20 protein-coding genes are annotated in these 25,607 nt (G+C 33.0%); 12 read left to right on the forward strand and 8 right to left on the reverse strand.

Annotated features, from left to right (window positions below):
• Positions 1 to 413: 413 nt before the first annotated feature.
• Positions 414 to 1,949 (reverse strand): peroxidase, FMP-type, encoded by a 1,536-nt coding sequence (locus ACJ6WR_RS22840; RefSeq protein WP_409416626.1) that lies wholly within the window; start codon positions 1,947 to 1,949, stop codon positions 414 to 416.
• 512 nt (positions 1,950 to 2,461) lie between these two features.
• On the opposite strand from ACJ6WR_RS22840, the gene ACJ6WR_RS22845 reads away from it, so the two are divergent.
• The 8 genes from ACJ6WR_RS22845 to ACJ6WR_RS22880 all read left to right on the forward strand — a co-directional run bounded on the left by ACJ6WR_RS22845 (position 2,462) and on the right by ACJ6WR_RS22880 (position 10,783).
• Positions 2,462 to 2,983, forward strand: coding sequence for an RNA polymerase sigma factor (locus ACJ6WR_RS22845; protein ID WP_039112058.1), 522 nt, complete (start codon positions 2,462 to 2,464; stop codon positions 2,981 to 2,983).
• 46 nt (positions 2,984 to 3,029) lie between these two features.
• Complete coding sequence (locus tag ACJ6WR_RS22850) at positions 3,030 to 3,239, forward strand: hypothetical protein (protein ID WP_039117365.1); 210 nt, start codon at positions 3,030 to 3,032, stop codon at positions 3,237 to 3,239.
• Between the two features lie 12 nt (positions 3,240 to 3,251).
• Positions 3,252 to 4,094, forward strand: coding sequence for a FecR family protein (locus ACJ6WR_RS22855; RefSeq protein WP_409416627.1), 843 nt, complete (start codon positions 3,252 to 3,254; stop codon positions 4,092 to 4,094).
• Between the two features lie 98 nt (positions 4,095 to 4,192).
• Positions 4,193 to 6,802: a TonB-dependent receptor gene (locus ACJ6WR_RS22860; RefSeq protein ID WP_409416628.1), complete on the forward strand. Its 2,610-nt coding sequence runs from the start codon at positions 4,193 to 4,195 to the stop codon at positions 6,800 to 6,802.
• A gap of 4 nt (positions 6,803 to 6,806) precedes the next feature.
• A complete protein-coding gene (locus ACJ6WR_RS22865) occupies positions 6,807 to 7,646 on the forward strand; it encodes a DUF4249 domain-containing protein (RefSeq protein WP_409416629.1) in 840 nt (279 codons plus the stop codon).
• A 221-nt stretch (positions 7,647 to 7,867) separates the two neighbouring features.
• Positions 7,868 to 8,701, forward strand: coding sequence for a helix-turn-helix domain-containing protein (locus ACJ6WR_RS22870; RefSeq protein ID WP_409416630.1), 834 nt, complete (start codon positions 7,868 to 7,870; stop codon positions 8,699 to 8,701).
• A gap of 94 nt (positions 8,702 to 8,795) precedes the next feature.
• On the forward strand, positions 8,796 to 9,974 hold the full coding sequence (locus ACJ6WR_RS22875) for an MFS transporter (RefSeq protein ID WP_086895849.1): 1,179 nt from the start codon (positions 8,796 to 8,798) through the stop codon (positions 9,972 to 9,974).
• Positions 9,975 to 9,982: 8 nt separating this feature from the next.
• On the forward strand, positions 9,983 to 10,783 hold the full coding sequence (locus tag ACJ6WR_RS22880; RefSeq protein WP_409416631.1) for a siderophore-interacting protein: 801 nt from the start codon (positions 9,983 to 9,985) through the stop codon (positions 10,781 to 10,783).
• A 127-nt stretch (positions 10,784 to 10,910) separates the two neighbouring features.
• Here the strand turns inward: ACJ6WR_RS22880 and pgl are convergent, their stop codons facing one another.
• The 4 genes from pgl to ACJ6WR_RS22900 form a co-directional block, all read right to left on the reverse strand.
• A complete protein-coding gene (gene pgl / locus ACJ6WR_RS22885) occupies positions 10,911 to 11,627 on the reverse strand; it encodes a 6-phosphogluconolactonase (RefSeq protein ID WP_409416632.1) in 717 nt (238 codons plus the stop codon).
• Entirely contained in the window at positions 11,611 to 13,146 is a 1,536-nt protein-coding gene (gene zwf, locus ACJ6WR_RS22890) for a glucose-6-phosphate dehydrogenase (RefSeq protein WP_409416633.1), read from the reverse strand. The genes pgl and zwf overlap by 17 nt, the downstream gene beginning before the upstream one ends.
• A 28-nt stretch (positions 13,147 to 13,174) precedes the next feature.
• Positions 13,175 to 14,584 carry an NADP-dependent phosphogluconate dehydrogenase gene (gene gndA, locus ACJ6WR_RS22895; RefSeq protein WP_039112052.1) on the reverse strand — a complete coding sequence of 470 codons (1,410 nt, stop codon included), beginning with the start codon at positions 14,582 to 14,584 and terminating at the stop codon, positions 13,175 to 13,177.
• Positions 14,585 to 14,940: 356 nt separating this feature from the next.
• The gene (locus tag ACJ6WR_RS22900) at positions 14,941 to 16,548 is read right to left on the reverse strand and encodes a class I SAM-dependent methyltransferase (protein WP_409416634.1); all 1,608 of its coding nucleotides are present in this window, start codon (positions 16,546 to 16,548) and stop codon (positions 14,941 to 14,943) included.
• A gap of 686 nt (positions 16,549 to 17,234) precedes the next feature.
• On the opposite strand from ACJ6WR_RS22900, the gene ACJ6WR_RS22905 reads away from it, so the two are divergent.
• The 3 genes from ACJ6WR_RS22905 to ACJ6WR_RS22915 all read left to right on the forward strand — a co-directional run bounded on the left by ACJ6WR_RS22905 (position 17,235) and on the right by ACJ6WR_RS22915 (position 22,733).
• Positions 17,235 to 20,408 (forward strand): SusC/RagA family TonB-linked outer membrane protein, encoded by a 3,174-nt coding sequence (locus ACJ6WR_RS22905; RefSeq protein WP_039112050.1) that lies wholly within the window; start codon positions 17,235 to 17,237, stop codon positions 20,406 to 20,408.
• A gap of 12 nt (positions 20,409 to 20,420) precedes the next feature.
• Positions 20,421 to 21,845: a SusD/RagB family nutrient-binding outer membrane lipoprotein gene (locus ACJ6WR_RS22910; RefSeq protein WP_039112049.1), complete on the forward strand. Its 1,425-nt coding sequence runs from the start codon at positions 20,421 to 20,423 to the stop codon at positions 21,843 to 21,845.
• Positions 21,846 to 22,136: 291 nt separating this feature from the next.
• Positions 22,137 to 22,733: a murein L,D-transpeptidase catalytic domain-containing protein gene (locus ACJ6WR_RS22915; RefSeq protein WP_323489596.1), complete on the forward strand. Its 597-nt coding sequence runs from the start codon at positions 22,137 to 22,139 to the stop codon at positions 22,731 to 22,733.
• 341 nt (positions 22,734 to 23,074) lie between these two features.
• Here the strand turns inward: ACJ6WR_RS22915 and ACJ6WR_RS22920 are convergent, their stop codons facing one another.
• Positions 23,075 to 23,476 carry a glyoxalase gene (locus tag ACJ6WR_RS22920; protein WP_323490496.1) on the reverse strand — a complete coding sequence of 134 codons (402 nt, stop codon included), beginning with the start codon at positions 23,474 to 23,476 and terminating at the stop codon, positions 23,075 to 23,077.
• A gap of 70 nt (positions 23,477 to 23,546) precedes the next feature.
• Here ACJ6WR_RS22920 and ACJ6WR_RS22925 point away from each other — a divergent pair, with 70 nt between their 5' ends.
• Entirely contained in the window at positions 23,547 to 23,930 is a 384-nt protein-coding gene (locus ACJ6WR_RS22925; protein ID WP_039112047.1) for an acyl-CoA thioesterase, read from the forward strand.
• A gap of 97 nt (positions 23,931 to 24,027) precedes the next feature.
• Here ACJ6WR_RS22925 and ACJ6WR_RS22930 read toward each other — a convergent pair whose 3' ends face one another.
• Positions 24,028 to 25,284, reverse strand: a complete 1,257-nt coding sequence (locus ACJ6WR_RS22930) for a mechanosensitive ion channel family protein (protein WP_409416635.1) — start codon at positions 25,282 to 25,284, stop codon at positions 24,028 to 24,030.
• The gene (locus tag ACJ6WR_RS22935; RefSeq protein ID WP_409416636.1) at positions 25,277 to 25,561 is read right to left on the reverse strand and encodes a DUF3817 domain-containing protein; all 285 of its coding nucleotides are present in this window, start codon (positions 25,559 to 25,561) and stop codon (positions 25,277 to 25,279) included. Before ACJ6WR_RS22935 ends, ACJ6WR_RS22930 begins: the two co-directional genes overlap by 8 nt.
• Positions 25,562 to 25,607 lie beyond the last annotated feature (46 nt).

A 25,607-nucleotide genomic window follows, 5' to 3' on the forward strand; every position in this document is an offset into this window, starting at 1 on the left:
TATTAAACCACGGTAACTTAAAATTTTAATACTGCTAAAATTTCAAAAAAAGGGGGTAAAAGAATATGTGGTCTCTCAAAATTAATTAAATATAACTTTGAGATATTTATTTATATGTTTCATATTATAACATGAAACATGAATAATACCATTGCTTAAATGTTATTATTTATATAATACAGAAAAAAATAAGTAAGAATACCAGACTGGGTTAGCCTTTTTTTGAAAATTTATAATCAAAGTACTATTTCGATTATTTTATTGAAGAGAAAAACAAAAAAATCAATTTAGAGAAAATTATTGCTGTAAAACGGAAATAAAGCATAAAAAAAGCCCAAATTGGAGGGATTTGGGCTTTTAAACTAACACCAAAACACTTTAGTATAAAGGTGTAGTCGATTTTTTTTTAAATTTTATTCTTTTTTATAAGGACATTCCGAAGCTGCCCCAGAAGATTTAATTTTATTAGAGTTAAATTGCTCCTCGATTAAACGTCTTTGATCCTCAGAAACATCTTCTATTTTGCGAAGCGTATTTACTTGTATATGTGGCCAGCTGGTAGTACCTCCGTCATCTCCAAAATGAAATTCGAATAATATAACTTGTTCGTATTGCAACTGAAGAATTTCTTTTCCGTCTTCTACAACCGTTTCAACCCACATTTGCATATTCATTTCGACAGTAGGCGCAAAACGATTCACAAACGGAACATTTAATATCCCACCCTGAGCACCCGTTTTATTTTTAGATGACATCTGGATGTGTACATGATTTATTATATCTTCTCCTTTGTTGGAATCACGAAGGCGTAAATCAGGTCTTACTGAATAAGGATATAAATGATGTGCAAGTATTCGTTGTGTGTATATTTTATTCTCTCTGGGATCATTATCGGCGTTAAGTTCCTCAAATACCCAAGCAGGAGGAGCTGCATCAAGATTTATAGGCTCTTTTTTAGCATCAGCTCCACCCATAGTTTTCGAGATAGAAAGATGATCAAAGTCCCAAGCATCAAAACCTTCTGGAAATTTTGGAGCACCAGTATTTAGACCACTAGGTCCAGTTTGAACTAAATCTCCCAATAAAGTTATCGTACTTCCATGCGGAATCACTCCGCTACGAGAAATAGAATAATCAGGTATAAAATAAGGGCCTCTTTGACCATCTCCCGGTTTAAGTTCTTTCGCTGGGATAATTTCAGAATATTCTCGTCCGTTTAAATTTTCCTGAGTAACATATTCTTTACTACCTAAAGGCAAATAAAGAGTTTCATCTTTGTATCCGCTTTTATATAAATCTTTATGCTTGTCATCTGGATCTATAGGGTGCAAACCACGATCCTCTTTAATAGATTTTTCGGTAGCCGCATAGTTAAATATATCACTAAGCCATAAATACATACCGTTCTCCTCATGAATTGGAGTATATTTTAGCTTGGTATCGTTTGGTACTTTATTTACGCTTTTAATACTTTGTTCGTATTTAACAGCGCCACAAAATTGTTCATTTACGCCACCGCGATTACGAACTCCACCATCTATTAAATCAAATGTTAGTTTTTCTATATATTCCTCACATTCAAAACTATATTTCCCAGGAATACTACCTAAATTTGTACCTGGCGAAGGCATAATAGTAGTATGGATTCCAGTTCCAATTAATTTTTTTTTACTTGAGTCATTATTGCTATTATAGCTTACCCAAGTACCTTCTAATACTTTTAAAACACCATATTTTACATCATCTACTATATTCTGTAAATTACTTTCATGAAAGGCTCTGATTGGATCGTTAATTTGAACTTTTTCATATCCAAACATCAAATCATACAAAATGTCTTTCTTATTCTTTTCAGCAGATTTTAATAATGCATCGTTTCCTTCTTCTGTCAAATATGAAGATGCCTGGAACAAATCATTACCTTCTTCGGGGGCTTTACGTTTAAACATAATATTATTATTTTTTAAAGTTAATAGACTATTTATTAAAAAGTTACCCATGCATGATAGTACGCATCTAAAGACATCTTCATTAAACAAGCCTCAATAATGCTTTAACTTTTTTCGAAAATTATATTCTACAATGATAGAATTAAATTTCAAAAACCAACTAGGTATTTTTACTCGTTTTTCAATAAATACTCAACATTCACACAGATATAGAAAAAAACAGAATTACTTATAAATGAAATATGCCGATAGAGAAAGTGGTCTATTATTTAGTTATAAAATGCAAAATTTAGTCACGCCATTTATTTATATTTGAAGTGATAATGCAGTAGCAGAAACTGAGATATAATTTTTTTTAAACTATTTTTTTTCTGTTAAAAAATTTTAGAATAAAATTTCTGTTCTTTGTACCTAAAGGTTTATTAAAAAAATAAGCCTGTCAGACTTAGCTATAACTGTAATGTGCCATATTATTTTGGCGATTAGGTTAAGACTATGATCATATTTACGTTATGGACAACAGAAAGTTTATATTAAGTTTAAAAAAAGGGAATGAAGCATCTTTCAAGGAGGCTTATCTTAATTACTATGATAAACTCATAAACATAGCCAGACGATTTAATTTTACAGTACTTACTCCACAAGACTTTGTTCAGGAAACTTTTTTAAGATTATATAATAAAAGAGAATTGCTTAATGAAGATGTTCTATTTGATAAACAACTGTTTACAATATGCAAGAACATCATTATTAACCATGTTAACCGAGAAAATAAAATAATTCAACTTGATACTTTACCATTACAAGTTGAAGAAGAGGATACAGAAACAATAATTTTTGAAGAAAGAAAAGAAAAACTTTATAATTTCATAAATCTTCTTCCGGAACAGCAACAAAAAATATACACTTTACACAAACTGGAAAACCTTAGTTATAAAGAGATTGCAGAAATGACGGATCTTTCTGAAAAGACCATTGCCAATCATATTTATCTTGCCAGTAAATTTATTCGAAAAAAAATAGAAGAGCATTAGGAACTTTTATGTTCTCGTTTGTTATAGATATAAACGGAAACATAAAATGCGTACTGAATCTTATAAAACAGATGTTAAAACCAAGGAAGATGCAAGCTTTATTGTAGTTCTCCTGCAGTTTATCATTTCTGATTGTATAATGAATTTTGATTTGGATAATAGTGACCATATTCTAAAAATCGAAACTAACAGAGATATTAAAGAAATGGTTTATGGTGTTTTTAATAAACAAGGATTTTATTGTCAAAAACTTTAACGCACAAAAGATATGGACGAAAAGAAATTAGAAGAGGAATTAAAAAAATTATGGGACGAAACTCCCATTGCACATTCCGATACTGAAAAAGAGAATTCTTGGGAAGAGTTCCAATTAAAAACATTCCCATCTCAAAAACAAAAAAATAAACCATGGCGCTATTATGCAGCAGCGGCAGTTTTAATTTTTGCTCTTATAGGGACTGGATTATACTTTACTAATGATCCGATGAGTAATAATATTGAAATTGTAGAAAATACAATTGAAAACACAACTTCTATAATCAAAATTATTGACTTACCAGATAGTACAAAAGTAGAATTGAGTCCGAATTCTAAAATTATGTATGCCAGTAATTTTGCTATCAATAGAAAAGTAGAAATAAATGGAGAAGCTTATTTTAAAGTTAAAAAAGATAAAAAACATCCATTTCAGGTGTTTTGTAACGAAACTACAACTACAGTATTAGGTACCGCTTTTACAGTTAAAGGATATCCTCAAAAAGAAGTGGCAGTAGAACTTTATGAAGGAAGTGTTGAGATGAGTGTGAAAAACCAAGACAAAAAATGGATACTGAAACCTGGAGATAAATTTATCTACGGGAACGAAACTGCCTCAGTAACAGAATTTAACAGGTTTACGGATTTTGATAATGAAAAACTGAGTGTTATAAGCACTTATATCGAGTCTAATTATGGTTATAAAGTGATTATTCCGAAAGAATATTATGACCAACGAATTACTGTGCGAATAAATAAAAAGGAAGATTTAAAAACAATTGTTCTATTAATATCAGAAATGTATAACCTAAACTATGAAGTAAATGAAAAATTAAAACAGATTACTTTTCAATAGAAAAGAAAAGGATGCACTAGCCGCGAAACTAAACATCCTTCCTTAGTCAAGATAGTATAAAACTATCCATTTAATAATATTCAAAAATACAAAAATTCATGAAGCATATAATTTCAACATGCTTTTTTTTATTCAGTTGGACTATGTTCTCTCAAAACATAACCGTAACTGTAGATCAAACTGTAACATTAAAAGAGTTTTTTAAGCAAATTGAGAGTCAGACAGATTACAAATTTGCCTTTACAGATCAGATTAATATGAGCCAAAAATATTTTACTCAAAAAAAGGTTTATACTAATATCGAAATAAAACAACTTATAAATGAGCTTAATAAAAGTGGTTCAATCCACTTTTCGATCGTAGGTAATAATATTTTTGTAAAACAAAAAGTTACAAAAGGGTCCAAAAAGAATAAACTAACAGGGCAGGTTCTTGATCAAAATAGAGAACCTGTTATTGGGGCAAACGTATTTGTTGAAGAAATAGAAATAGGTGCTACAACCGATAAAAACGGAAAATATTCTTTAGACTTAGATAACGGAATTTATACTATTTTGGTTAGTTACGTGGGGTTTAAGAATAAAAAAAAACAAATTACGGTTTCTCAGGATGCAAAAAATGATTTCAGCATAGAGTCAGACAGTCAAGAGTTGGAGCAGGTAATTATAAGAACTAACAAAGCTGTTGATGTTAGAAACACCCAAATGAGTGTAAATAAGCTTTCGATGGCTGAGATTAAAAGATTACCGACTGCTATGGGTGAACCAGATCCTTTAAAATCATTATTGACGTTACCCGGAGTTACAAATGCCGGAGAAGCCTCATCGGGTTTTAATGTTCGTGGAGGTGCTGCCGATCAGAATTTGATTCTTTTAGATGGCGCTCCAGTATATGGTGACTCTCATATGTTTGGATTTTTCTCTATTTTTAATGCTGATGTTGTTAGCGGATTAGATTTATACAAAGGAGGGATTCCGTCTAAATTTGGAGGACGCGTTTCTTCAGTTCTAGATGTAAGTCAGCAAACAGGAGATCTTAATGAGTATAAAGTAAATGGAGGTATTGGTCTTATATCGAGCCGACTTTTACTACAAGGTCCTATAAAAAAAGATGTTGGTTCGTTTATTATTGCCGGACGTGCTTCGTATGCGCATTTATTTTTAAAACTCACTGATATTAAGAGTAGTGTTATGTTTTATGATATTAATGCTAAGTTAAATTATCGCTTGGGGGCAAATAATACAATTGCTTTTTCTGGTTATCTGGGAAATGATTTGTTTGATATTAACAATTTTTTCGCCAGTACATACGGTAATACCATGGGAACGGTTAGCTGGAAACATAAATTTTCGGAAAAGTTAAATACCAACCTTTCTGCTTTTTACAGTGATTATAAATTTAATCTGCAAATACCATTTCAGAAATTTGAATGGGATAGTAAAATAACCAATTACGGACTAAAATATAACTGGAATCACACCATATCAGAAAATTTTAAACTTAACTACGGTATTGATGCTTTATATTATGATTTTAATCCAGGAACTGTAAAGCCGTTTGGTCTTAATTCGGGGTATAATTATAATCAATTAGATAAAAAATACGCTTTAGAAACATCTGCCTATCTTGATGTAGAACATCAGGTTACAGAAAAGTTGAATCTTCGTTACGGACTTCGTTATAGTTCATTTTATCGTTTAGGTGGCGAAAGTATCAGTACTTACGAAAATGATCAAGCAGTAGTATATAATCCGTTATATCATATTTATGAAGAAGCAACACCAACTGGAAGCAAGTATTACGGAAAAGGACAAACCATTAGCAGCTTTAATAATTTAGAACCCCGATTGGCACTATCATACGCTTTTAATGATGAAACTTCTGTAAAAGCAAGCTACAACAGGATGGCGCAATATATTCATATGTTGTCTAATACCCGTGCTCCGTTGCCTATGACTATCTGGACACCAAGCGGACCTTTTACAAAACCACAAATGCTGGATCAATATGCAGTAGGATATTTCAAAAATTTTAAAGAACGGGAGTATTCTTTTGAAGGAGAATTATTTTATAAAAAAATTAAAAACCGTATTGATTACATTGATGGCGCAAATCTATTGGGAAACAATAATATTGAACAGGATATTCTGAATGGAGAAGCCAGATCATACGGTATGGAGTTATTATTCAGAAAAAATACAGGTCGTTTTACGGGATGGGTTTCTTATACTTTGTCTAAAGCTGAACAAAAAACGCCAGGAAGAACACCACAAGAACCTGGTATTGCTAATGGTGAATGGTATTTATCAGGATACGATAAATTGCATAATTTAAATATTACGGCAAATTATGATTTAAGCCCAAAATGGTCTTTTAATGCTAATTTCACCTTGCAATCAGGTCAGCCGGTAACATACCCAAACGGTTATTATGAATTTGGAGGAAGAAATGTGCCTAATTATACGTTGAGAAATGCCAACAGACTTCCTGCATATCACCATTTGGATATTGGTGCAACCTATACTCCAAAACCAGATAAAAAGAAAGGATGGCAAAGCTATTGGGTATTTAGTATTTATAATCTTTATAATAGGCAAAATGCTGCATCGATGATGTTTTCACAAAATACTAACTCGGGAACGAATGAGTCCAGACAACTGTCTATTTACGGATTAGTACCTGGTGTTTCTTATAATTTTAAATTTTAATAATATGCTAAGATTAAAAAAATACAACCTTAAAAGCAAAACAGTTACTTTATTTAGTCTTCTTTTTGTTTCACTTTTTTTATCCTGTGACAGGGTTGTTGAACTTGATTTAGAAACTGGTCCTCCCAGAATAGTTATAGATGCTGAGATAGTTTGGGAAAAAGGAACTAGTGGAAATGAACAGACAATAAAAATAAGCCGAATGGCTCCTTATTACAGTGCTGTTGTACCAAAGGTTTCAGGAGCACATGTAAGAGTTGAGAATAGTGAAGGGACTATTTTTACATTCAACGAATCAGCACCGGGTTTATATACCTGCACTAATTTTGTACCCGTGATTAATATGGAATATAAATTATTTGTAGAGGTTGATGGACAAAGTTTAACAGCTACTGAAAAATTAATTGCTGTGCCGCCAATAGACAAGATAGATCAGGAATTTATGCCCGATATAACAGGACCTGATCTTATTGTGGTAACATTTTATTACAAAGACCCAGCAGATCAGACCAATTATTATCTTACAGATTACAAAAGTGATATCCTTGCTTTTCCAGAATACACATCAACAAGTGATGAATTTGTTAATGGGAATGTAATAGATGAAAAATTTTCTGACGCAGATCTTAAACCGGGAAAAGTTCTTGATATAACACATCGTGGGATTTCTAAAAACTTTTATAATTATATGAATTTAATTTTAGAGGTAACAAATTCGAACCCTTTTGGTGCAGCACCAGGTAATATTAGGGGTAATGTTATAAACACAACTGACACTAATAATTTTGCATTGGGCTACTTCAGACTTTGTGAAACAAATCATATTATTTACACTGTAAAATAAGAATTTAATTGGAGGTTGATTTGTAAATACTTCTTGTTTAGGTTTGGATTCCGTAGAGTTATCTCTCTACGGGACTTCAAACTTTTTTATTTTTATAGATTTATGAAAACCTCTTAATTAATTCGGATAGTATCGAAAACAGTATTATTACTAAGGTATAAAACAAGTAAATTAAATAACTTTGTCTTATTGATACTTTTATAGATGACTAACAGATTATCATGAATAAAAAAATAATTGCACTACATAAAGATGAACTCAAGGACATCAGTTTAGATATTGTATCTATCGAACGTATTGATACTTCTGTACAAGTTGCACATCGTGATGATCATTATATGTTTATCATTCAGCAAAGCGGGAGGTTCTTATTAGAGCTTGATTTTAATGAGGTTCTTATGGAGGGACCATCATTATGTTTTGTTGTTCCTGGTCAGGTTCATAGATATATTGATTGTAAGAACTGTAAGGGATGGCTAGTTTTTATAGACAATGACTTCATTTTAAAACAATATCGAGAAATATTCAATACCTATCTTAATGTGCAGCAAGTAGTATCGGTACAAATGAATGAACCATCATTTGCTTTACTTCCTTTAATCGAAACTATAAATAAAGATAAATCAATGCCACTTCGTAAGACATTGTTAAATTCAGCATTGGAAACATTAACTGGAATAATAATATCCAAAATCATAGAATCACAAAACAGCAAAATAATAACCAATAGTCAGAAGTATGCTACTATTGCACGCTATAAACAATTAGTAAACACTAAACATAAAGAATTGAAGCAGGTAAAAGCGTTTGCTTCATTATTAAACATTAGTCCGCTTTACTTAAACCAAGTTTCAAAAGAAGTCACTGGTTTTCCTGCAAGTCACTGGATAAATCAGGAAACGTTACTAGAGGCTAAACGACTGTTACACTTTACATCTTTGGATATAAAAGAGATTGCTTTTGAGTTGGGCTATGAAGATCATACTTATTTTTCCCGCTTTTTTAAAAAAAATATAGGAATAACGGCCTCTGATTTTAGAAAAGAAAAAACATGATTTGTCCAATGATCGCTTTGGAATGAACTATATTTCTGGTTAGGACTCTTTCTAATTTTGCACTTATAATATTAAGACATAAAAAATTAGAAAGATGGACATCATCATTGAAAACAATGCAGATAAAAAATTTGCACAAATTATTACTCCGATAATTATATCGGTTTTTGGGGTTTACCTTACCATAGGAATGACTTTAGGAGTGCTTCCTGGTTTTATCCAAAATGATTTAGGATTCGGTAGCCTAATCGTAGGTATTGTTATAGGACTACAATCATTGGCTACACTACTAACAAGAGCCTATTCGGGAAAAATGACCGATACACAGGGCGCAAGAAAAAGCAATCATAGAGGCATAATTCTAGTTATTTTTTCAGGAATTATTTATACAACAGCTATATTCTTGAATTATAATGCCTCGCTTAGTCTGGGATTAATTTTATTTGCCAGAATAGTACACGGAATATCCGAAAGTTTATGTGTTACTGGCGCATTAACATGGGGGATAGGCTTGGTTGGCGGAGCCAAGTCAGGCAGAGTAATGACCTGGAACGGTATTGCAATGTACGCAGGTATCGCAATTGGAGCCCCAGCTGCAATATGGATTAAAAATTCTTTGGGTAGCGAATATGTATTTATTTTAATTATAGCTATTTCAATTTTCAGTTGGATTTCTACAATGAAGCTTCCGTCATTGCCTGTAGATTTATCACACATAAGACCTCCATTTTATAAAGTAGTAGGGCTTATTGCTAGTCAGGGCTTGGGACTTGCTTTTTCATCCATTGGTTTTGCTTGCCTTTCTTCATTTATAGCATTACTGTTTAAAGAACAAAACTGGGGAGATCCTTCACTAGCTTTTATGGCTTTCGGTGGGTGTTATGTTCTTACCCGAATTTTATTCTCATCCTATTCTGATAGGTTTGGAGGATATAAGGTAGCACTCGTTTCCTTAGTTGTAGAAATTTCTGGGCAGCTGTTAATCGGATTTTCAACATCAAAAACAATGGCTATAATAGGCTGTAGTCTGACTGGAATTGGTTTTTCATTAATATTCCCCGCTCTAGGTGTATTAGCAATAAAAAAGATAAGCCCCCAAATGAGAGGTACTGCCTTAGGAGCTTACGCCGCTTTCTTTGATTTATCACTAGCATTAGCTGCGCCTATAGCAGGAATCATTGCGGGCTGGTATGATTATCAATCGGTTTATTTCTTTGGCGCAATTAGCTGTTTAATAGCTGTTTTGATATTACTTTTTAATAATAAGAAATAATTTAACTCATGGAAACAATCAAAAAAAAGGGAGTAAGATCTGTTTTTACTGTCAAAGAAAAAATGTTCCTTACGCCACACTATATCCGAATTGTATTCGCTATGTCAGATCAACAGACAGAATTGTTTAAAAATGTCATGATTGGTGATCATAATAAGATATTCTTACCTGTTAATGGAACAAACGATATTGTATTTCCAGATGAACATACGACTAATAAAGAATCTTTATCTCCTGTAAGAACCTATACCACCCAATATATAAATTACAAAGAAAAAGAATTGTTTGTAGATTTTGTAGCACATGGAGATAATGGTCCTGCTTCTGGCTGGGCAATTAAGGCGAAAGCTGGAGATAGCTTGGGTATTGCAATGAAGGAATCTAGTAGAACAATATTGCGGGATGCTGATAAATATTTATTAATTGGAGACAGTACAGCTATTCCCGTTATAGGAGCCATGCTAGAACAACTGCCCGAAGGAGTCGAAGCCGATGTAATACTTGAAGTCTTTGGGGCTGAGGATGAAATGTTTTTGTCTTCCAAAGCAAATTTATCGATAAAATGGGTGCATAATCCATACCCAGAAAAAGGTAGTAATCTTGCAGAAATTGTACGTAAAAGAATTCTGCCTACGGGAAATAGATTTGTTTTTGCTGCAGCTGAATTTAGTATTATAAAAAACTTACGCAATTATTTTAAGCAGGAACAAAATTGGCTTTCTTCTGAATATTCAGCTATTTCTTATTGGAAAAAAGGAGAATCCGAAGATCAGTCATCCATACAACGCAAAGAGGAGCGACAAAATTAATTGACCTCATCAAAAGTAAATTAATACAAAAAAAAGAGATAAAGAAGGAAATCTTCTCTATCTCTTTTTATACTTATGCTAATTAGTCTGTAGTATAATTTTAGCAAGAAATGTATAAAACAATTTCTTAATTTGTACCAGCAGCACTTTTATCTACAAGAAATAATAATTCGCCTGAAACAGGTTTAATTAACTGCATTGGGTAAGTCGTAGGATTGTATGTTCCTGTTGTAACTTCTTTTAATGCTGGCGCTTTTTTCTCTCCAAAAGCCACTACTACAATTTTTTCTGCTTTGTTTATTAATGGTGCAGTAAGTGTAATTCGATGCATTTTTTGAGGTTCAAGGTAGTAGGCAGATACCCATTTATTTTGTTCCTCTAATACTGCTTGTCCAGGAAAAAGTGAAGCTGTATGTCCGTCGTCTCCCATTCCTAATAAAATAAGATCAAACTTTCCTTCATTTCCTAGTACCTCTCTAATAGACTTTTCATAAGTAACAGCATAATCTTCTGGTGTAACACCAGCTGCATACATTTCAAATATATTAGCTTTCGGAATAGGGACGTGGCTTAATAATGCTGCATAAGACATTTTTGCATTACTAAGATCATCATTAAGAGGAACCCAACGTTCGTCACCCCAAAATATAAAAACTTTACTCCAGTCTATTTTAGTTTTATAATCATCAGAAGCTAATAATTTGTAAATCCCTGCAGGAGATGAACCTCCGGTAAGTACGACAGTAAATTTGTCTTTTTCTGCAATTGCTTTCTGTGCAGCAGCTACAAATAGATCTGCGGCTACAGTATTAATTTCTTCTGTGTTATTATATATCTGTATCATCTAATACTTCTTCTTTTATTTTATTTTGTGAGTTTTGAATCCAAGCGTGTCCTTGGCGAGCCAATAATTCGTCAGCTTCTTCCGGTCCCCAGCTTCCTGCTTTGTAATTAGGGAAATTGGTTGGCGCTATAGTTTTCCATACTTGCTGTATAGTATCAATAGCATCCCAAGCTTGTTCTACCTGATCCCAACGCATAAATAGGGTAGGATCTCCTGCCAGAGCATCGGCAATTAAGGTTTCGTAAGCTTCTGGTGACATTGTAGAGCAGGAAAAATAATCAAATATCATTTCTGCTGGTTCTAATGAAAGTGACAGTCCTGGTTTTTTGGTCATAAACTGCAACTTGATATCCATTGCAGGCTGAATATTAATAATAAGCCTGTTTGGTGTCATACCCTCTTTTCCATACGAAAATGAAGAATGCGGAACTGGTTTAAACTGTATGATAATAGAAGACTGTTTTTCTTCCATTCTTTTTCCTGTGCGCAAATAGAAAGGAATTCCCTGCCATCTCCAGTTGTCCAGATAAATTTTCATCGCTACATAGGTTTCTGTATTAGAATCTGGAGCAATTCCTTTATCCTGACGGTATCCCGGAACAGGGTTTCCTTTTATAAAACCTGCATCATATTGACCTCTTACAATGTAATGATCAACCTCATCAGGTTTAATGCGTCGAATAGATTTTAAGACATCTGCTTTGCGGTTACGGATATCGTCTGCTTCTAATGATGCTGGAGCTTCCATAGCTGTCATACATAGAATCTGAAGCAGATGGTTCTGAATCATATCTTTTAAAGCACCGACTCCTTCATAGAATCCGCCGCGTTCTTCAACGCCAACTTCTTCAGCTACTGTAATTTGAACAAAATCGATAAAATTACGGCTCCATAAAGGTTCAAACATCGAATTTCCAAAACGGAAAGCAAGTATGTTCTGAACGGTTTCTTTACCTAAATAATGATCAATTCTGTAAATCTGTTCTTCTTTAAAAGTGTGCGAAAGCATTTCATTAAGTTCAATCGCTGAAGTTTTATCGTAACCAAAAGGTTTTTCAATAATGATACGATCCTGCTTGGCATTAGCCGCAAGGCCAATTTTTTTAATATTACTAGATATTGTAGTGATAAAAGAAGGAGTAATAGAAAGGTAAAAAAGACGGTTAGCACGTTCTTCAAATGCCTGATCAATACTATTTATTTTCTCATTTAATTTTTGATACGATTCTTCTTTGTCAATATCAAAACTTTGGTAGATTATGTGCGAAAGAAATTCTTGAGTTTCTAAATCAGAAAGTCCTTTCTTTCTTGAAAAAGTATTTAGATTTTCTAAGACATAGCTACGAAAGTCTTCATTACTTTTTTCTGCTCTTCCCAGAGCGATAATCTGAAACTTATCAGACATACGACCGTCTAGGTAGAGATTTTGAAATGCGGGAAAGAGTTTTCTCTTTGCCAAATCACCCGTTCCTCCAAAAATAACAATGATTGTTGGATTTATATTTTTGAACTTATTCATTTTAGTGTGTTGTGTTGCTTAAAGTTCTTTATTCAGACCATTGTGTATGGAAAACTCCTGTCGTATCAATACGCTCGTAGGTATGTGCTCCAAAATAATCACGTTGTGCCTGAATTAAATTTGTTGGAAGATTTTCTGATCTGTAGGCATCAAAATAAGCTAATGAATTCATTAGTCCAGCTACAGGCAATCCTTTTTGAACAGCAAATTGTACAACTGCTCTCATCCCAGATTGGTTTTCTGTTAATTTTGAAGCGATTCCAGAATCTAAAAGTAAGTTTGGTAAATCATTCTTAGTTGCAAATGCTTTTCTAAAATCTTCCAGAGCATTAGCACGAATAATACAGCCACCTCGCCATATCTTGGCAACAGTTTCGAGATTTAATCCGTAATTGTATTCTTTAGAAGCAGTATGAAGTTGTGCTAATCCTTGCGCATAAGTAACTACAATAGAAAAGTATAAAGCTGATTTTAATGCCGCAATTGCTTCACTTGTATTTACATCTGTTTCGGCAGCGTTCCAAGCTAGTTTAGTAGCGGCTTCAATTCGTTCCGGTTTAGTTTTAGACATATCGCGCATAAAAACTGCTGCATCGATAGTAGGAACTGGCACTTGTAAATCCATTGCGTTTTGCGAAGTCCATTTTCCTGTTCCTTTCGATTTTGCCCAATCAGAAATTTTATTAATCAGCCTGCTTCCGTCAGTATCTTTTTCTTTCAGTATGTTTCCAGTAATTTCGATCAAGTACGATTTAAGATCGTTTGTTTGGTTCCATTCCTCAAAAGTTTTCTGAATCGTATCTTCATCCAGATTATAACCTCTTTTCATTAGGTCATAAATTTCAGAAATCAACTGCATAATTCCGTATTCGATTCCGTTATGAACCATTTTTACATAGTTACCCGCAGATCCGTTTCCTAAATATTCTACGCAAGGTTCTCCGTCTACTTTTGCTGCAATAGCTTCAAAAATTGGGCGAAGTCTCTCGTATGCTTTCTGATCTCCTCCAGGCATCATAGCCGGACCAAATCTAGCGCCTTTTTCTCCACCAGAAATTCCCATTCCAAAGAAGTGAATTCCCTTAGCAGATAATTCTAAAAATCTTCTGTCTGTATCAGTAAAATAAGTGTTACCACCATCAATTATAATATCTCCTTGGTCTAAATGAGGTAATAAGCTTGCTATTGCGCTATCAACAGGTTTTCCTGCAGGAACCAATAACATAATAGCTCTAGGTTTTTGTATAAGCTCTACAAAATGCTTAACATCTGTAGTAGCTTCAATTGTATGGTCAGAATCTGCTTCTTGTTGAAGTGAATTAACTTTTTCAGTATCTAAATCTAAACCTGCTGCCGCAAAGTTATGGCTCGCAATATTCAAAAGTAAATTACGTCCCATTACACCGAGTCCTACGATTCCAAAATCAAATTTATTCATAGTTTTCAATTAACTAAAATTATTATAAAAATGCTTTTCCAAAAAAATGTAAGAAAAAAAACAGTAACGCTTTTTCATTCAGTTATTTGCGAAAAACAAAGTTTGTTTTAATCTTATATTTTAAGATTTACAGCGCTAAGTTAGAGAAAAATGATGAAACACTATATTATTTACTATCCTCTTTAAGCCTTTATTATGTTACTTTTTATGTGATAAAATAAATTTTATTGTCGAAAGTCTTTAGCAAATACAAAAAAGCTCCATTAGAAATAATGGAGCTTTTTATGTTTAATATTTAATACATGTGTTTTTTCTTTCAGACATGGATTGTAAATTTATGTAACTGAGATTATAGATTACTTTCCTTTTAATAAATTGATACTTACCGTTGCTATATCAGCATCTGGAAATCGTTTAAAAATTGATTTATCTGGAAATAATCCTGCTTCGGCAGCAACATTATTAAAAACATCTATCTCAACAATATATTGGTCAGAAAAACCATGAGTGGCATCGTACGCTGTTGCAGGAGTTTTACCTAAATTACTGGCAGCAAGTTTTGGATTTATGGTATGTAATTCGATAAGAAGCAATCCAAATTTACGCACATACGGCGACCATTTTTGTAAATGCTCCAGAAGATTATCCTCTACAAGGTTATTACTGACTCTTTTTCCTCTATAGGCAAATGCACCTGTAGATTCACTAATCCTGTCTTTGCGAATGTGTTCCGGATCTTTCCAAATTCGATTGTGATCCAGAAAAGTCCTTACGTTAAGTAAATCTTTCAGATCAATATTATAATTTTCTCTTAAATCATCCGAGAGCATATCCGGACGACCAATGTCTCCCCAAATTACCTTTGCCCAAATATCTGCTTTTATAAGATTGGCTCTGGTTACTTTCAGTGCAGCCTGATTATAATCTGCTCCAACGAGAAATAAAGGATATTCATCGAGCATTTTACCTCGCAAGGTTTGCCTGTCGATTACTTCAAAAATATGTTGCAGAAAAGCGCCATTACCACAACCCATATCCAGGATTCCTTTTGGTTGTTCTTTAATTGGCAAATTGAAAAGTTTAACGATAATTTCATCTACTACTTTAAAATAAGTATCGTGAGCACCACCGCTGCCCCAAACATTCATTTCGCGATCAACGTGAATTTCATTTTCGCCGCCAGCAATCATTCTTAACGCAGCAGGATCGCCAAAAATTAACTCTTCAATTTTTGCAAATGTTGGCAAGTAAGAAACTGTAACACCGTAGGCACTGGCTCTTTTTGCAAAAAACAAACCGTCTTCGGTAAATTGATAATTGCCATTTTTTTCCAGAAACCATCCTAGATGTACAAAAAAGTCTAATATTTTTTTGAAATTTTCAGGAGATTTATGAAATTCTTCTGGCTTAAAAGAAGTCTCCATAAAATATTTATGAAACATTCCTTTCATTGCCAAACGCACTATCGTAGGTCCAATTAAATAGCCTTCTATATGTTTTAAAATCTGGGTCTGAATACTATTTATCAGAGCATCACTAGAAGGTTCAATTCCGTAGTTTTTTTTATATTTTTCAAAAATAGCATTGAGTTTTTCAAACGGCACATCTTCAAATAGGCGAGGGTGGAACTGGATAGAAAACTGAAGTAAATCAACAACATCTTCGTAAAGATGAAACATCGAAAAAGCTATTGCTGTCTTTTCATTTACCGAAATTTTAATTTCCTGTTTTTGGTTATCGACTTCATAATCTAAGAAACCTTGAGAAGCCAAAATCCTTAAGCCTACATTTAGATAACCTTCATTTGCTTTAAAAGCGATTGCAAGTTCAGTTAGTTGTACTTGCTTTTTGTTCAGGATAAACTCTAAAACATCTTTATTTCTTAATGCGATCGCCACTGGTGCAACTGCTAAGCCGTCTAGATGTCTGAAAATGGAACCTCGGAGTAGTGATTTATCGGTCATAGTAAAAGGTTGATGGTTTGATAAAAATAGTCATTTTTTTTAACAGAGAACATATCTGTTTTAGCAAATCACACTAGCATGGTATATCGCGTTTGATTCGGTAAAAACACGACTTGTTTTTGATAATAACACGGTTTGGAAACAGCAAAGATCTCTTATTATTGCTATCCGTTTAGAAAAAATCTTACACAACAGAAAAGCATCTATTAATATTAACTATTTTATTTTTAGACATTTAAAAACTCCCCGATATTTTAATTAACATTTTTTTACAAAAAAAACAGTTAAAATTTTGGGACTAATTTTTTTCAATATACTTTTGTTCTATCAAGTTAGTAGAATTTAAACTAAAATAAGTATAAAGTATTTCATTTTTTGAATAAGAGTAAGTCATTTATCGATCTAGATGACATATCGTTGATAAAAATTCTTCAATCTCTAATTCACGCAAATTTTTAAAAAGATAGGTTTTCAATTTTAGAGTTGAAATCTTATAAAGACCAATTCAAATAATAGTAATCCAAAATAAATAAAAATGAAAAGACGAATGCAATGCAGATAAAAAAAAACCATTTCTGTTGCAGCAGAAATGGTGAAGCTTAAAGAAATTGTACATCTCTATAAGGAAGCGAGAATGGATTAAATCCATTTTCGGCTCGCCTTATTTATTAAACTAAAACAAAGTAATGAAAAAAAAATTAAATAGATATGCATGGCTATGCATTTTGTTGATTTCCATTGGGGTTAGAGCACAAGAAACCAAGCCATTAATTCAATCCAAACTAGAAGGAAAAGTAATCGATGCTATTACAAAGGAGCCTATTATTGGTGCTTCGGTAAATATTAAGGGTACTACACACGGAGTTATAACAGATACTGAAGGGCAATTTCATTTCCAGACTGGACAAAAACTTCCTTATACGCTAATAGTAAGCTATATGGGATATAAAAAAACGGAAATTGTAGCTAATGGAAATTCAATAACTATTAATCTAACTGAAGAGCAGAATGTATTATCAGAAGTTGTAGTTACCGCACTGGGTATTACAAAGGAAAAGAAATCTTTAGGATATACCACTCAATCACTTAAGGGTAAGGAGTTGGCAGAAACAAAAGAAACCAATTTCCTGAATAGTCTTACAGGTAAATTGGCAGGAGTACGTATTACAAATTCGCAAGGAGACATGGGATCATCACGTATCATTATTCGTGGTGAAACCTCTATATCTGGAAATAACCAGCCTCTATTTGTAGTAGATGGAATTCCGGTAGATAACTCACAGTTAAACGCTGGTGGAGCTACTCGCGATTTTAAAAATGCTATTGCCGATTTAAATCCGCAAGATATTGAATCATTAAGTGTACTAAAAGGACCTAATGCTGCTGCTCTTTACGGATCGCGTGCTGCACATGGTGTTGTACTTATAACTACAAAATCAGGAAAAGGACAAAAAGGATTGGGTGTAAGCTTCAGTTCAGGTATAACTATCTCTCAAGTTGCTACTTTACCTAAATTTCAGAATTCATTTGGACAAGGATCCAATGGGAAATTTAGTTATGTAGATGGTAAAGGTGGTGGAATTAATGATGGTGTTGATGAAAGTTGGGGACCTAAACTAGATGGTCGTCTTATTCCTCAGTTTTATTCAAATGGAGAAGCAGTGCCTTTTGTGGCTAATCCGGATAATGTGAAAGACTTTTTTAATACTGGTCTTACTTACGATAACAGTATTTCGGTAGCCAAATCTGATGAAAAATCTGATTTTCGATTAGGAGTAAATAATCAAAAACAATTAGGAACTGTGCCTAATAGTGAAATAAACAAAACAAACTTTACGGTTAATACTAATTATCAAATATCTAAGAATATAAAAGTAGGGGTAACGGCAAACTATATTGTTACCGATGCTCCAGCACTACCAGGTGGCCCATTTGGTAACCGTGCTGCTGGTGTAATGCTACAGTTTCTTTGGTTCGGACGTCAGGTAGATATCAATGAGCTTAGAAATAATAGAGATGTAAACTGGAACAACAGCTATTATAGCAATCCGTATTGGAATGCTTATTATAATACTACCAGCCAGCAGCGTAACCGCTTGATAGGAGATATTCACTTAGATGCAAAAATTGCCGATGGGCTTAATTTTAAATTCCGTACTGGAGTTGACTATTATAACGATCGCAGAAAATACGAGATTAAATATGGTACTAATGGAACTCCTTTTGGGTCGTATGCAGAAGATGCTTATACGGTAAACGAAAGAAACACTGAGGGTATCTTGCAATATACCAAAAAACTAAGCCAGGATTTTAGTTTAGATGCTCTTGCCGGATTTAATATCCGTAACCACAGCGATGCAAACAATTATCAAAAAGCACCTCGTCTGGCTGTACCTGATTTATACACATTGACAAACTCTCGAGATCCGTTAACTTCATCAAACACATTCTCAGAATTAAAAGTATATAGTGTATATGCTTCAGCACAATTTGGTTATAAAAATTATGCTTTCTTAAACGTAACTGCGCGTAATGACTGGTCATCGACATTACCAAGCAGTAACCGTTCTTATTTCTATCCTTCTATTAATGGTAGTTTTGTAGTATCTGATGCTTTTAATCTAAAAAGCAATACACTCGACTTTTTAAAACTACGTGGTGGTTGGTCTGAAGTAGGTAATGATGCAGATCCGTATCAATTGGCTACAGTTTACACTTTCAAATCCGCATTCGACGGAAATCCAATTCAAACCTCTTCTCAAAAGAAACTTAATGAGAACTTAAAACCAGAAACAACTCGCTCTACAGAGATTGGTCTAGAATCTTCTTTCTGGAAAAACAGATTGCATCTTGATGTTGCTTATTATAACACCAATAGTTTTGACCAGATTCTGGAGATAAAAACAACTACTGCAAGCGGTTATAATTCGCAATTAATTAATGCAGGTAAAATAAACAATCATGGTATAGAAATTCAATTGGATGGAAATCCTATTCAAACTAAAGATTTTAAGTGGAATGTAGGCGTCAATTATTCAAAGAATATAAGCAAAGTAGATGTTCTTGATTATGAAGGAAACATTCAAAACTACACAATTGGTTCTTCTGGAGGTGTTGATGTATTAGCATCGGTAGGGCAAGCCTATGGCGCACTTTACGGTACTGCTTATCAGCGTGACGCAAACGGAAATATTGTAGTAGGGGCTAATGGATTGCCAAAAGCTGATCCGCAAAAGAAAGTATTAGGACATTATACTCCTGATTATTTAGGTGGTATTACAAACACATTAACTTACAAGAATCTTGAATTTTCATTCCTTGTTGATGCTAGTGTAGGTGGGGAGCTTTTTTCTGGAACTAACAGAACTGGTAATTATACTGGTGTGCTAGCTCAAACTCTCCCGGGTCGTGATGCTGCCAATGGTGGATTAAATTACTACTATGCAGGTAATAACAAAACCTTATTGACAGGTGCAGCACCAAATGGAGCAACTGTATATGATGACGGTGTTATCTTTAACGGTGTATATGCAGATGGAACTCCCAATACTCAGGTAATTAGCGCACAAGAGTATTACAAAGCATCATATAATATCAGCGAAGCTTATGTTTACAGTTCAACTTTTGTAAAATTAAGAGAAGTAAGACTTACTTACAATGTCAACAAAAATCTAATTAAGAAATTTGGATTACAAGGAGCGAGTATTACTGCAACAGGACGCAATCTATTTTTTATCTACAAAGACGTGCCCAATATCGATCCTGAATCGGCTTTTAATACAGGAAACGGACAAGGATTGGAGAGTTTAGCTTTGCCAACTACCAGAAGTTTTAGCCTTAATGTTAATCTTAAATTTTAAAAACACGAAATCATGCTAAAAAAACTATCATATATAACACTATTTGCATTGTCCCTGTTTTCATGCAGTGACAGCTTGGACGAAATTAATAAAAATCCAAATGCAACAGAAACTCCATTGGCGCCTTACTTATTAACAGGATCATTAAAACAAGGTGCTGATTTATATTGGGGGTCAATAAATAACTTTGACTCGTCTTTATTATTTGTTCAGCATTGGGCTAAAATCCAGTATACAGAACCTGACAGATATGATGTATCTAATACTTCTTTCACTTCTTTATGGGATACGGGATACGCAACCTTAATTACGGATTTAAATACGATTCTGAATTTCCCAAACCAACAAGCAAATTCAAATTATAAAGGGATTGCACTAACGCTGCGTTCATGGACGTTTTTATTGTTGACAGATGCTTACGGAAGCATTCCTTATAAAGAAGCTGGTCTAAAAGTAACACCTGCATATAATACTCAAAAGGAAGTATATACAGGATTACTAGAAGATTTAAAACAAGCTCAGTCCTTGCTAAATCCAACAAATGGAACTGTAATTGGTGATTTGGCTTATAAAGGTGATATTACTAAATGGAAAAAACTGGTAAATTCGCTTCGTTTGCGTATTGCGTTAAGAATTTCTGATAAAGAACCTGCTTTAGCTAAACAAACTGCGATTGAGGCAACAACCGATGCAGCCGGGTTAATTAGTAACAATAGTGAAATCTTTAAGTTTACTTACACGAGTTCGCCTCAGCAAAATCCAGCTTCGGCTTGGTTCGAAACTAGAGATGATTATCGTATTTCAAAAACATTAGTTGATAAGTTAAATGCATTATCAGATCCTCGTTTGCCTGTTTATGCTCAACTACCATCAGATGCAAGCGTAGGCAAATATGTTGGAGGTGCCAATGGATTATCTAACAGTGATGCTAATAGTCAGGGTTTTGCTAAAACGTCAAAACCAGGTACGTATTTCTTAACCTCGGCATCACCAGCAGTAATTGTTTCTTATTCCGAAGTACTATTTAATCTTGCTGAAGCTGTAGCACGTGGCTATATTCCTGGAGATGCAGAGCAATTTTATAAAAATGCAATCACGGCATCGTTCAATCAATTTGGTATTACCGATGCAACAATTATTTCTAATTATCTTAATCAGACAACGGTTAAATATGATGCAACAAATTATGCAAAATCGATAGGTACTCAAAAATGGATTGCATTTTATGGGCAGGGTCTTGATGCTTTTGTAGAGTGGAGGAGACTGGATTATCCAGTTTTAACAGCTGGTCCAGCTACAGTTTTGGACGGACAGATACCTTCGCGCTTTTTTTATCCAGGTACAGAACAATCGCTAAACGGAAATAGTTATAAAGCCGCAGTAACTGCTCAAGGAAAAGACTTGCTTACTACAAAACTATGGTTTGATGTGAAGTAAACAGAATTCCGAAAGAGATATTCAACTTTAAGAATATAAAAAAGCTAAATCGAAGGATTTAGCTTTTTTTATGTCTAATAAATGCGACACATTGAAGCTCTATTTCCCAATGATATAAGATTAAATTAAAAAACGCCTCAGTAACTACTTGATATTTTGCTAACTAACTGTTTATTTAATAAATTTTAACATATTGTGTATTCTATAATTTATTATTTTTGCAGAGTAGATTAGAGCAGTGATTCTATTTTGTTAAACGACTATCTTTAAATGCATTTAAAATTTGCTTTTATGAAAATACTTTATTTAATTTTATTTCTTAATATCGGATTTTTTTCTACCTCCAATAATAACAATTTAACGACTACATCTGGTACTGAAGTCGAAAGATTTAATAGTCAGTTAAGTGATCTTAAATGCATGATAGATGGAAATCCTAAATTTAATCCTAAGGTTGCCTTTTTTATCGATATGAAGATTAAATCAGGCATGAACCGCTTTTTTGTGTATGATTTAGAGAATAATAAAATCATAGATAAAGGATTAGTAGCTCATGGATCAGGGTCAGAAACAGGGATTAATGGAGATTTAAAATTTAGTAACATGCCAAATTCTAAATCTACTTCTTTAGGAAAATATATAATAGGTAAGGACTACAAAGGAATGTTTGGAAAATCTTATAAATTATTTGGTTTAGAGGAAAGCAATAATAATGCCTATAAAAGAGCTATAGTACTGCATTCTTATTCTGCTGTTCCTTATGAAGAGCAAGATTATTACATTAGTCACAGCCAAGGATGCCCTATGGTAAATGAAGTATTTTTTAAGAGAATAGAAAAAATAATAGATACTTCTAAATCGAGTATTGTTTTAGATATTTATTATTAAACAAAATACTGATACAGTTACAATAAGTTGAGACTTATTAAAAATCAACTGGATTAAAAATCCCGCATTATATATTTGATGATAAATAAAAATTATCAAACTAAAAACCTCCAAAGTCTATTGATTTTGGAGGTTTTATCATTATAAATATGTTCAAGTATAACTTTTATTACTATATGCTATAAAAAATATACATTTTAAATCTAATTAAAAAATACAAATCTAGATTTTGATATTTCCCACAACTATTCTATTAATCTTCACCAACTCACTGATTACAGAATTGTACTGCTGATTAAAACAAATAAAAAAAAGCCCAATTCTAAAGGCTTTTTTTGCTTCTAATTCGATTCCAACTCAAATAACTGAACTTGGTTTTTAAGTCTTTCAATAACCAGATTCATCATTCTTTTGTTCAGACTAGATGAGTTTAGAATATAAGTTTGATATTCATCTAATGTAAAAAGAGCGATAACCATTCCTTTTAGTGAATTTCGAAACTTAATGTCTTTCTGAATAGAGTTTTCGATTACCGATAGTTTCTTTTCTACCGTATAAGAATAAAAATCAGTTTTGTTTTTATTTACATAATTTATAAAAACAGCCACCAATAAATCATTTTGAAGTTGTAAAATTGGCCGAAGTACTTCGTTTTGAAATAATTCATCTGCAGAAGATTGAGCATTTACAGTGCCTAAAGTTGGTCCTCGGAATTCTTGTAAAAAAGTATCTCGCTGGCTCATGTTTTTCTTTTAAAATTAAAAAAAATAATGATACTAAAATGTTATTTTTGTTACTAATAAATTAACAATTATGAGATTTCATACTCGAAAATGGGTTAAACCCGAAGACCTAAATCCAAACGGAACTTTATTTGGAGGACAATTACTGGCATGGATAGACGAAGAGTTGGCTTTATATACAATTATTCAGTTAGAAAACTACAGAGTGGTGACCAAACACATGTCCGAGATTAATTTTAAAAGCTCAGCCAGACAAGGAGATATTGTCGAAATTGGGATTGATGTAGTTAAGTTCGGAAACAGTTCGCTAGTATTAAGATGTATTGTGCGAAACATGATGACCAGAGAAACGATTATTACAATCGATAATATTACAATGGTAAATCTTGGAGAAGATGGCAAACCAAAAGCACACGGAAAAACGAAGATAGAATACGTAAAAGACCGTTTGTAGACTTAAATATTAACCCTATAAGTTATGTAAGTTCATCTAAGCAAGGCTTATATTTCCTTATATAACTTATATGGTTTAAGAATTGTATTTTGAGTATTTAATCTAAATGCCCAATTTGAGAAGGCAACTCAAAAATCTCAAGATCAAAATATACTATCGAAGCCATAACGTGATCAAAGATATCAGCCATAATATATTCATAATTAGCCCAACGTTTATCACTCGAGAAAGTATAAATCTCTAAGGGAACACCATGCGCAGTCGATTGCAACTGACGGCACATCATATGCATCTCTTTATTTAATCCAGGATGATTCAGCATATACTGGATAATATATTTTCTGAACAAACCAAGATTAGTCATATTGCGACCGTTTAAAGCCAACGACTTATCTATGCCATGCATCGTGTTAAACTTTTCTATTTCAGCCTGTCGAGATTCAATATAAGGAGTAATAAGTTGGATTTTCTTCATCAAAGCCAAATCTTCATCATTTAAAAAACGAATAGTACTGGTTTTAATCAAAATATGTCTTTTGATACGACGTCCATTCGATTTTTGCATTCCGCGCCAGTTCTGGAACGAGTCCGAACTCAAAGCATAAGTAGGAATGGTAGTGATAGTATTGTCAAAATTTCGAACCTTTACCGTAGTAAGATTAATCTCGATAACATCACCATCGGCACCAAACTTTTCCATCGTAATCCAGTCACCAATACGAACCATGTCGTTTATCGCAACCTGTACGCTAGAAACAAACCCCAGAATAGTATCTCTAAAAATCAAGATAATAATTGCCGAAAGCGTTCCTAAAATAGTTAGCAATTCACCTTGCTTGATTCCGAATAATTTAGAGATAATAATAGCTACCCCAAAAATCCAAAGCACCATCATGACAACCTGAATAAAACTATCAATAGGTTTATCGCTGTATTCTGGTTTTTGTTTTAAATAATCTTTAAGCGAATTAAATACAGTACGGATAATCCACAACAATAATAGTACAATATAAACACCTACTATTTTTCCGAAAATCAATTCCCAATATTCATATTTATCCAAGATTATCGGAACAGCTTTATAAATAAAGAAAAACGGAATTAAGTAAGCCGTATATTTAGTTGTTTTATTATTGATTAAAAAATCATCAAATTTAGTTTTTGTCTTTTGAGCAAAAATTGCAGTTAGCGTAACCAAAACAAATTTTGCTACATAATACACGGCATAAGCCATGATTATTAATAAAGCAATATTAATAGTAAGGCTGAGATAAGACGCAATATTGCGGCTCATGCCCCAGTCTCTAAAAAGAGGGTATAAGAAGTTAAATATTTTCTCCAAAAAATTAGGCATTTTTTAAGTATTTATACTCAACATAAAAAGTTCCAAACGGTATTACAGAAGCAACCAAAATCAACATAAATGTTTTAAAATCCCATTTTTGAGCACTTTTTAATAAAATAGCCAATAAAACATAAGCTACAAATAACAAACCATGACTCATTCCGATAGGGAACAATAATGTTTTATATAATGGGAAATTTGTAGGCTTAATAAAAAGCATGTTAGAGAATAAAACCAAATATGAAATTCCTTCTAAAATCGCTGTAATCTTAAAAATCTTGAGCATTTAATTATTTTTTTAAATTATTATCGGTAAAATTAATGATTCTGCT

It is taken from the genome of Flavobacterium sp. PS2 (assembly GCF_046250155.1).
GTDB lineage: Bacteria > Bacteroidota > Bacteroidia > Flavobacteriales > Flavobacteriaceae > Flavobacterium.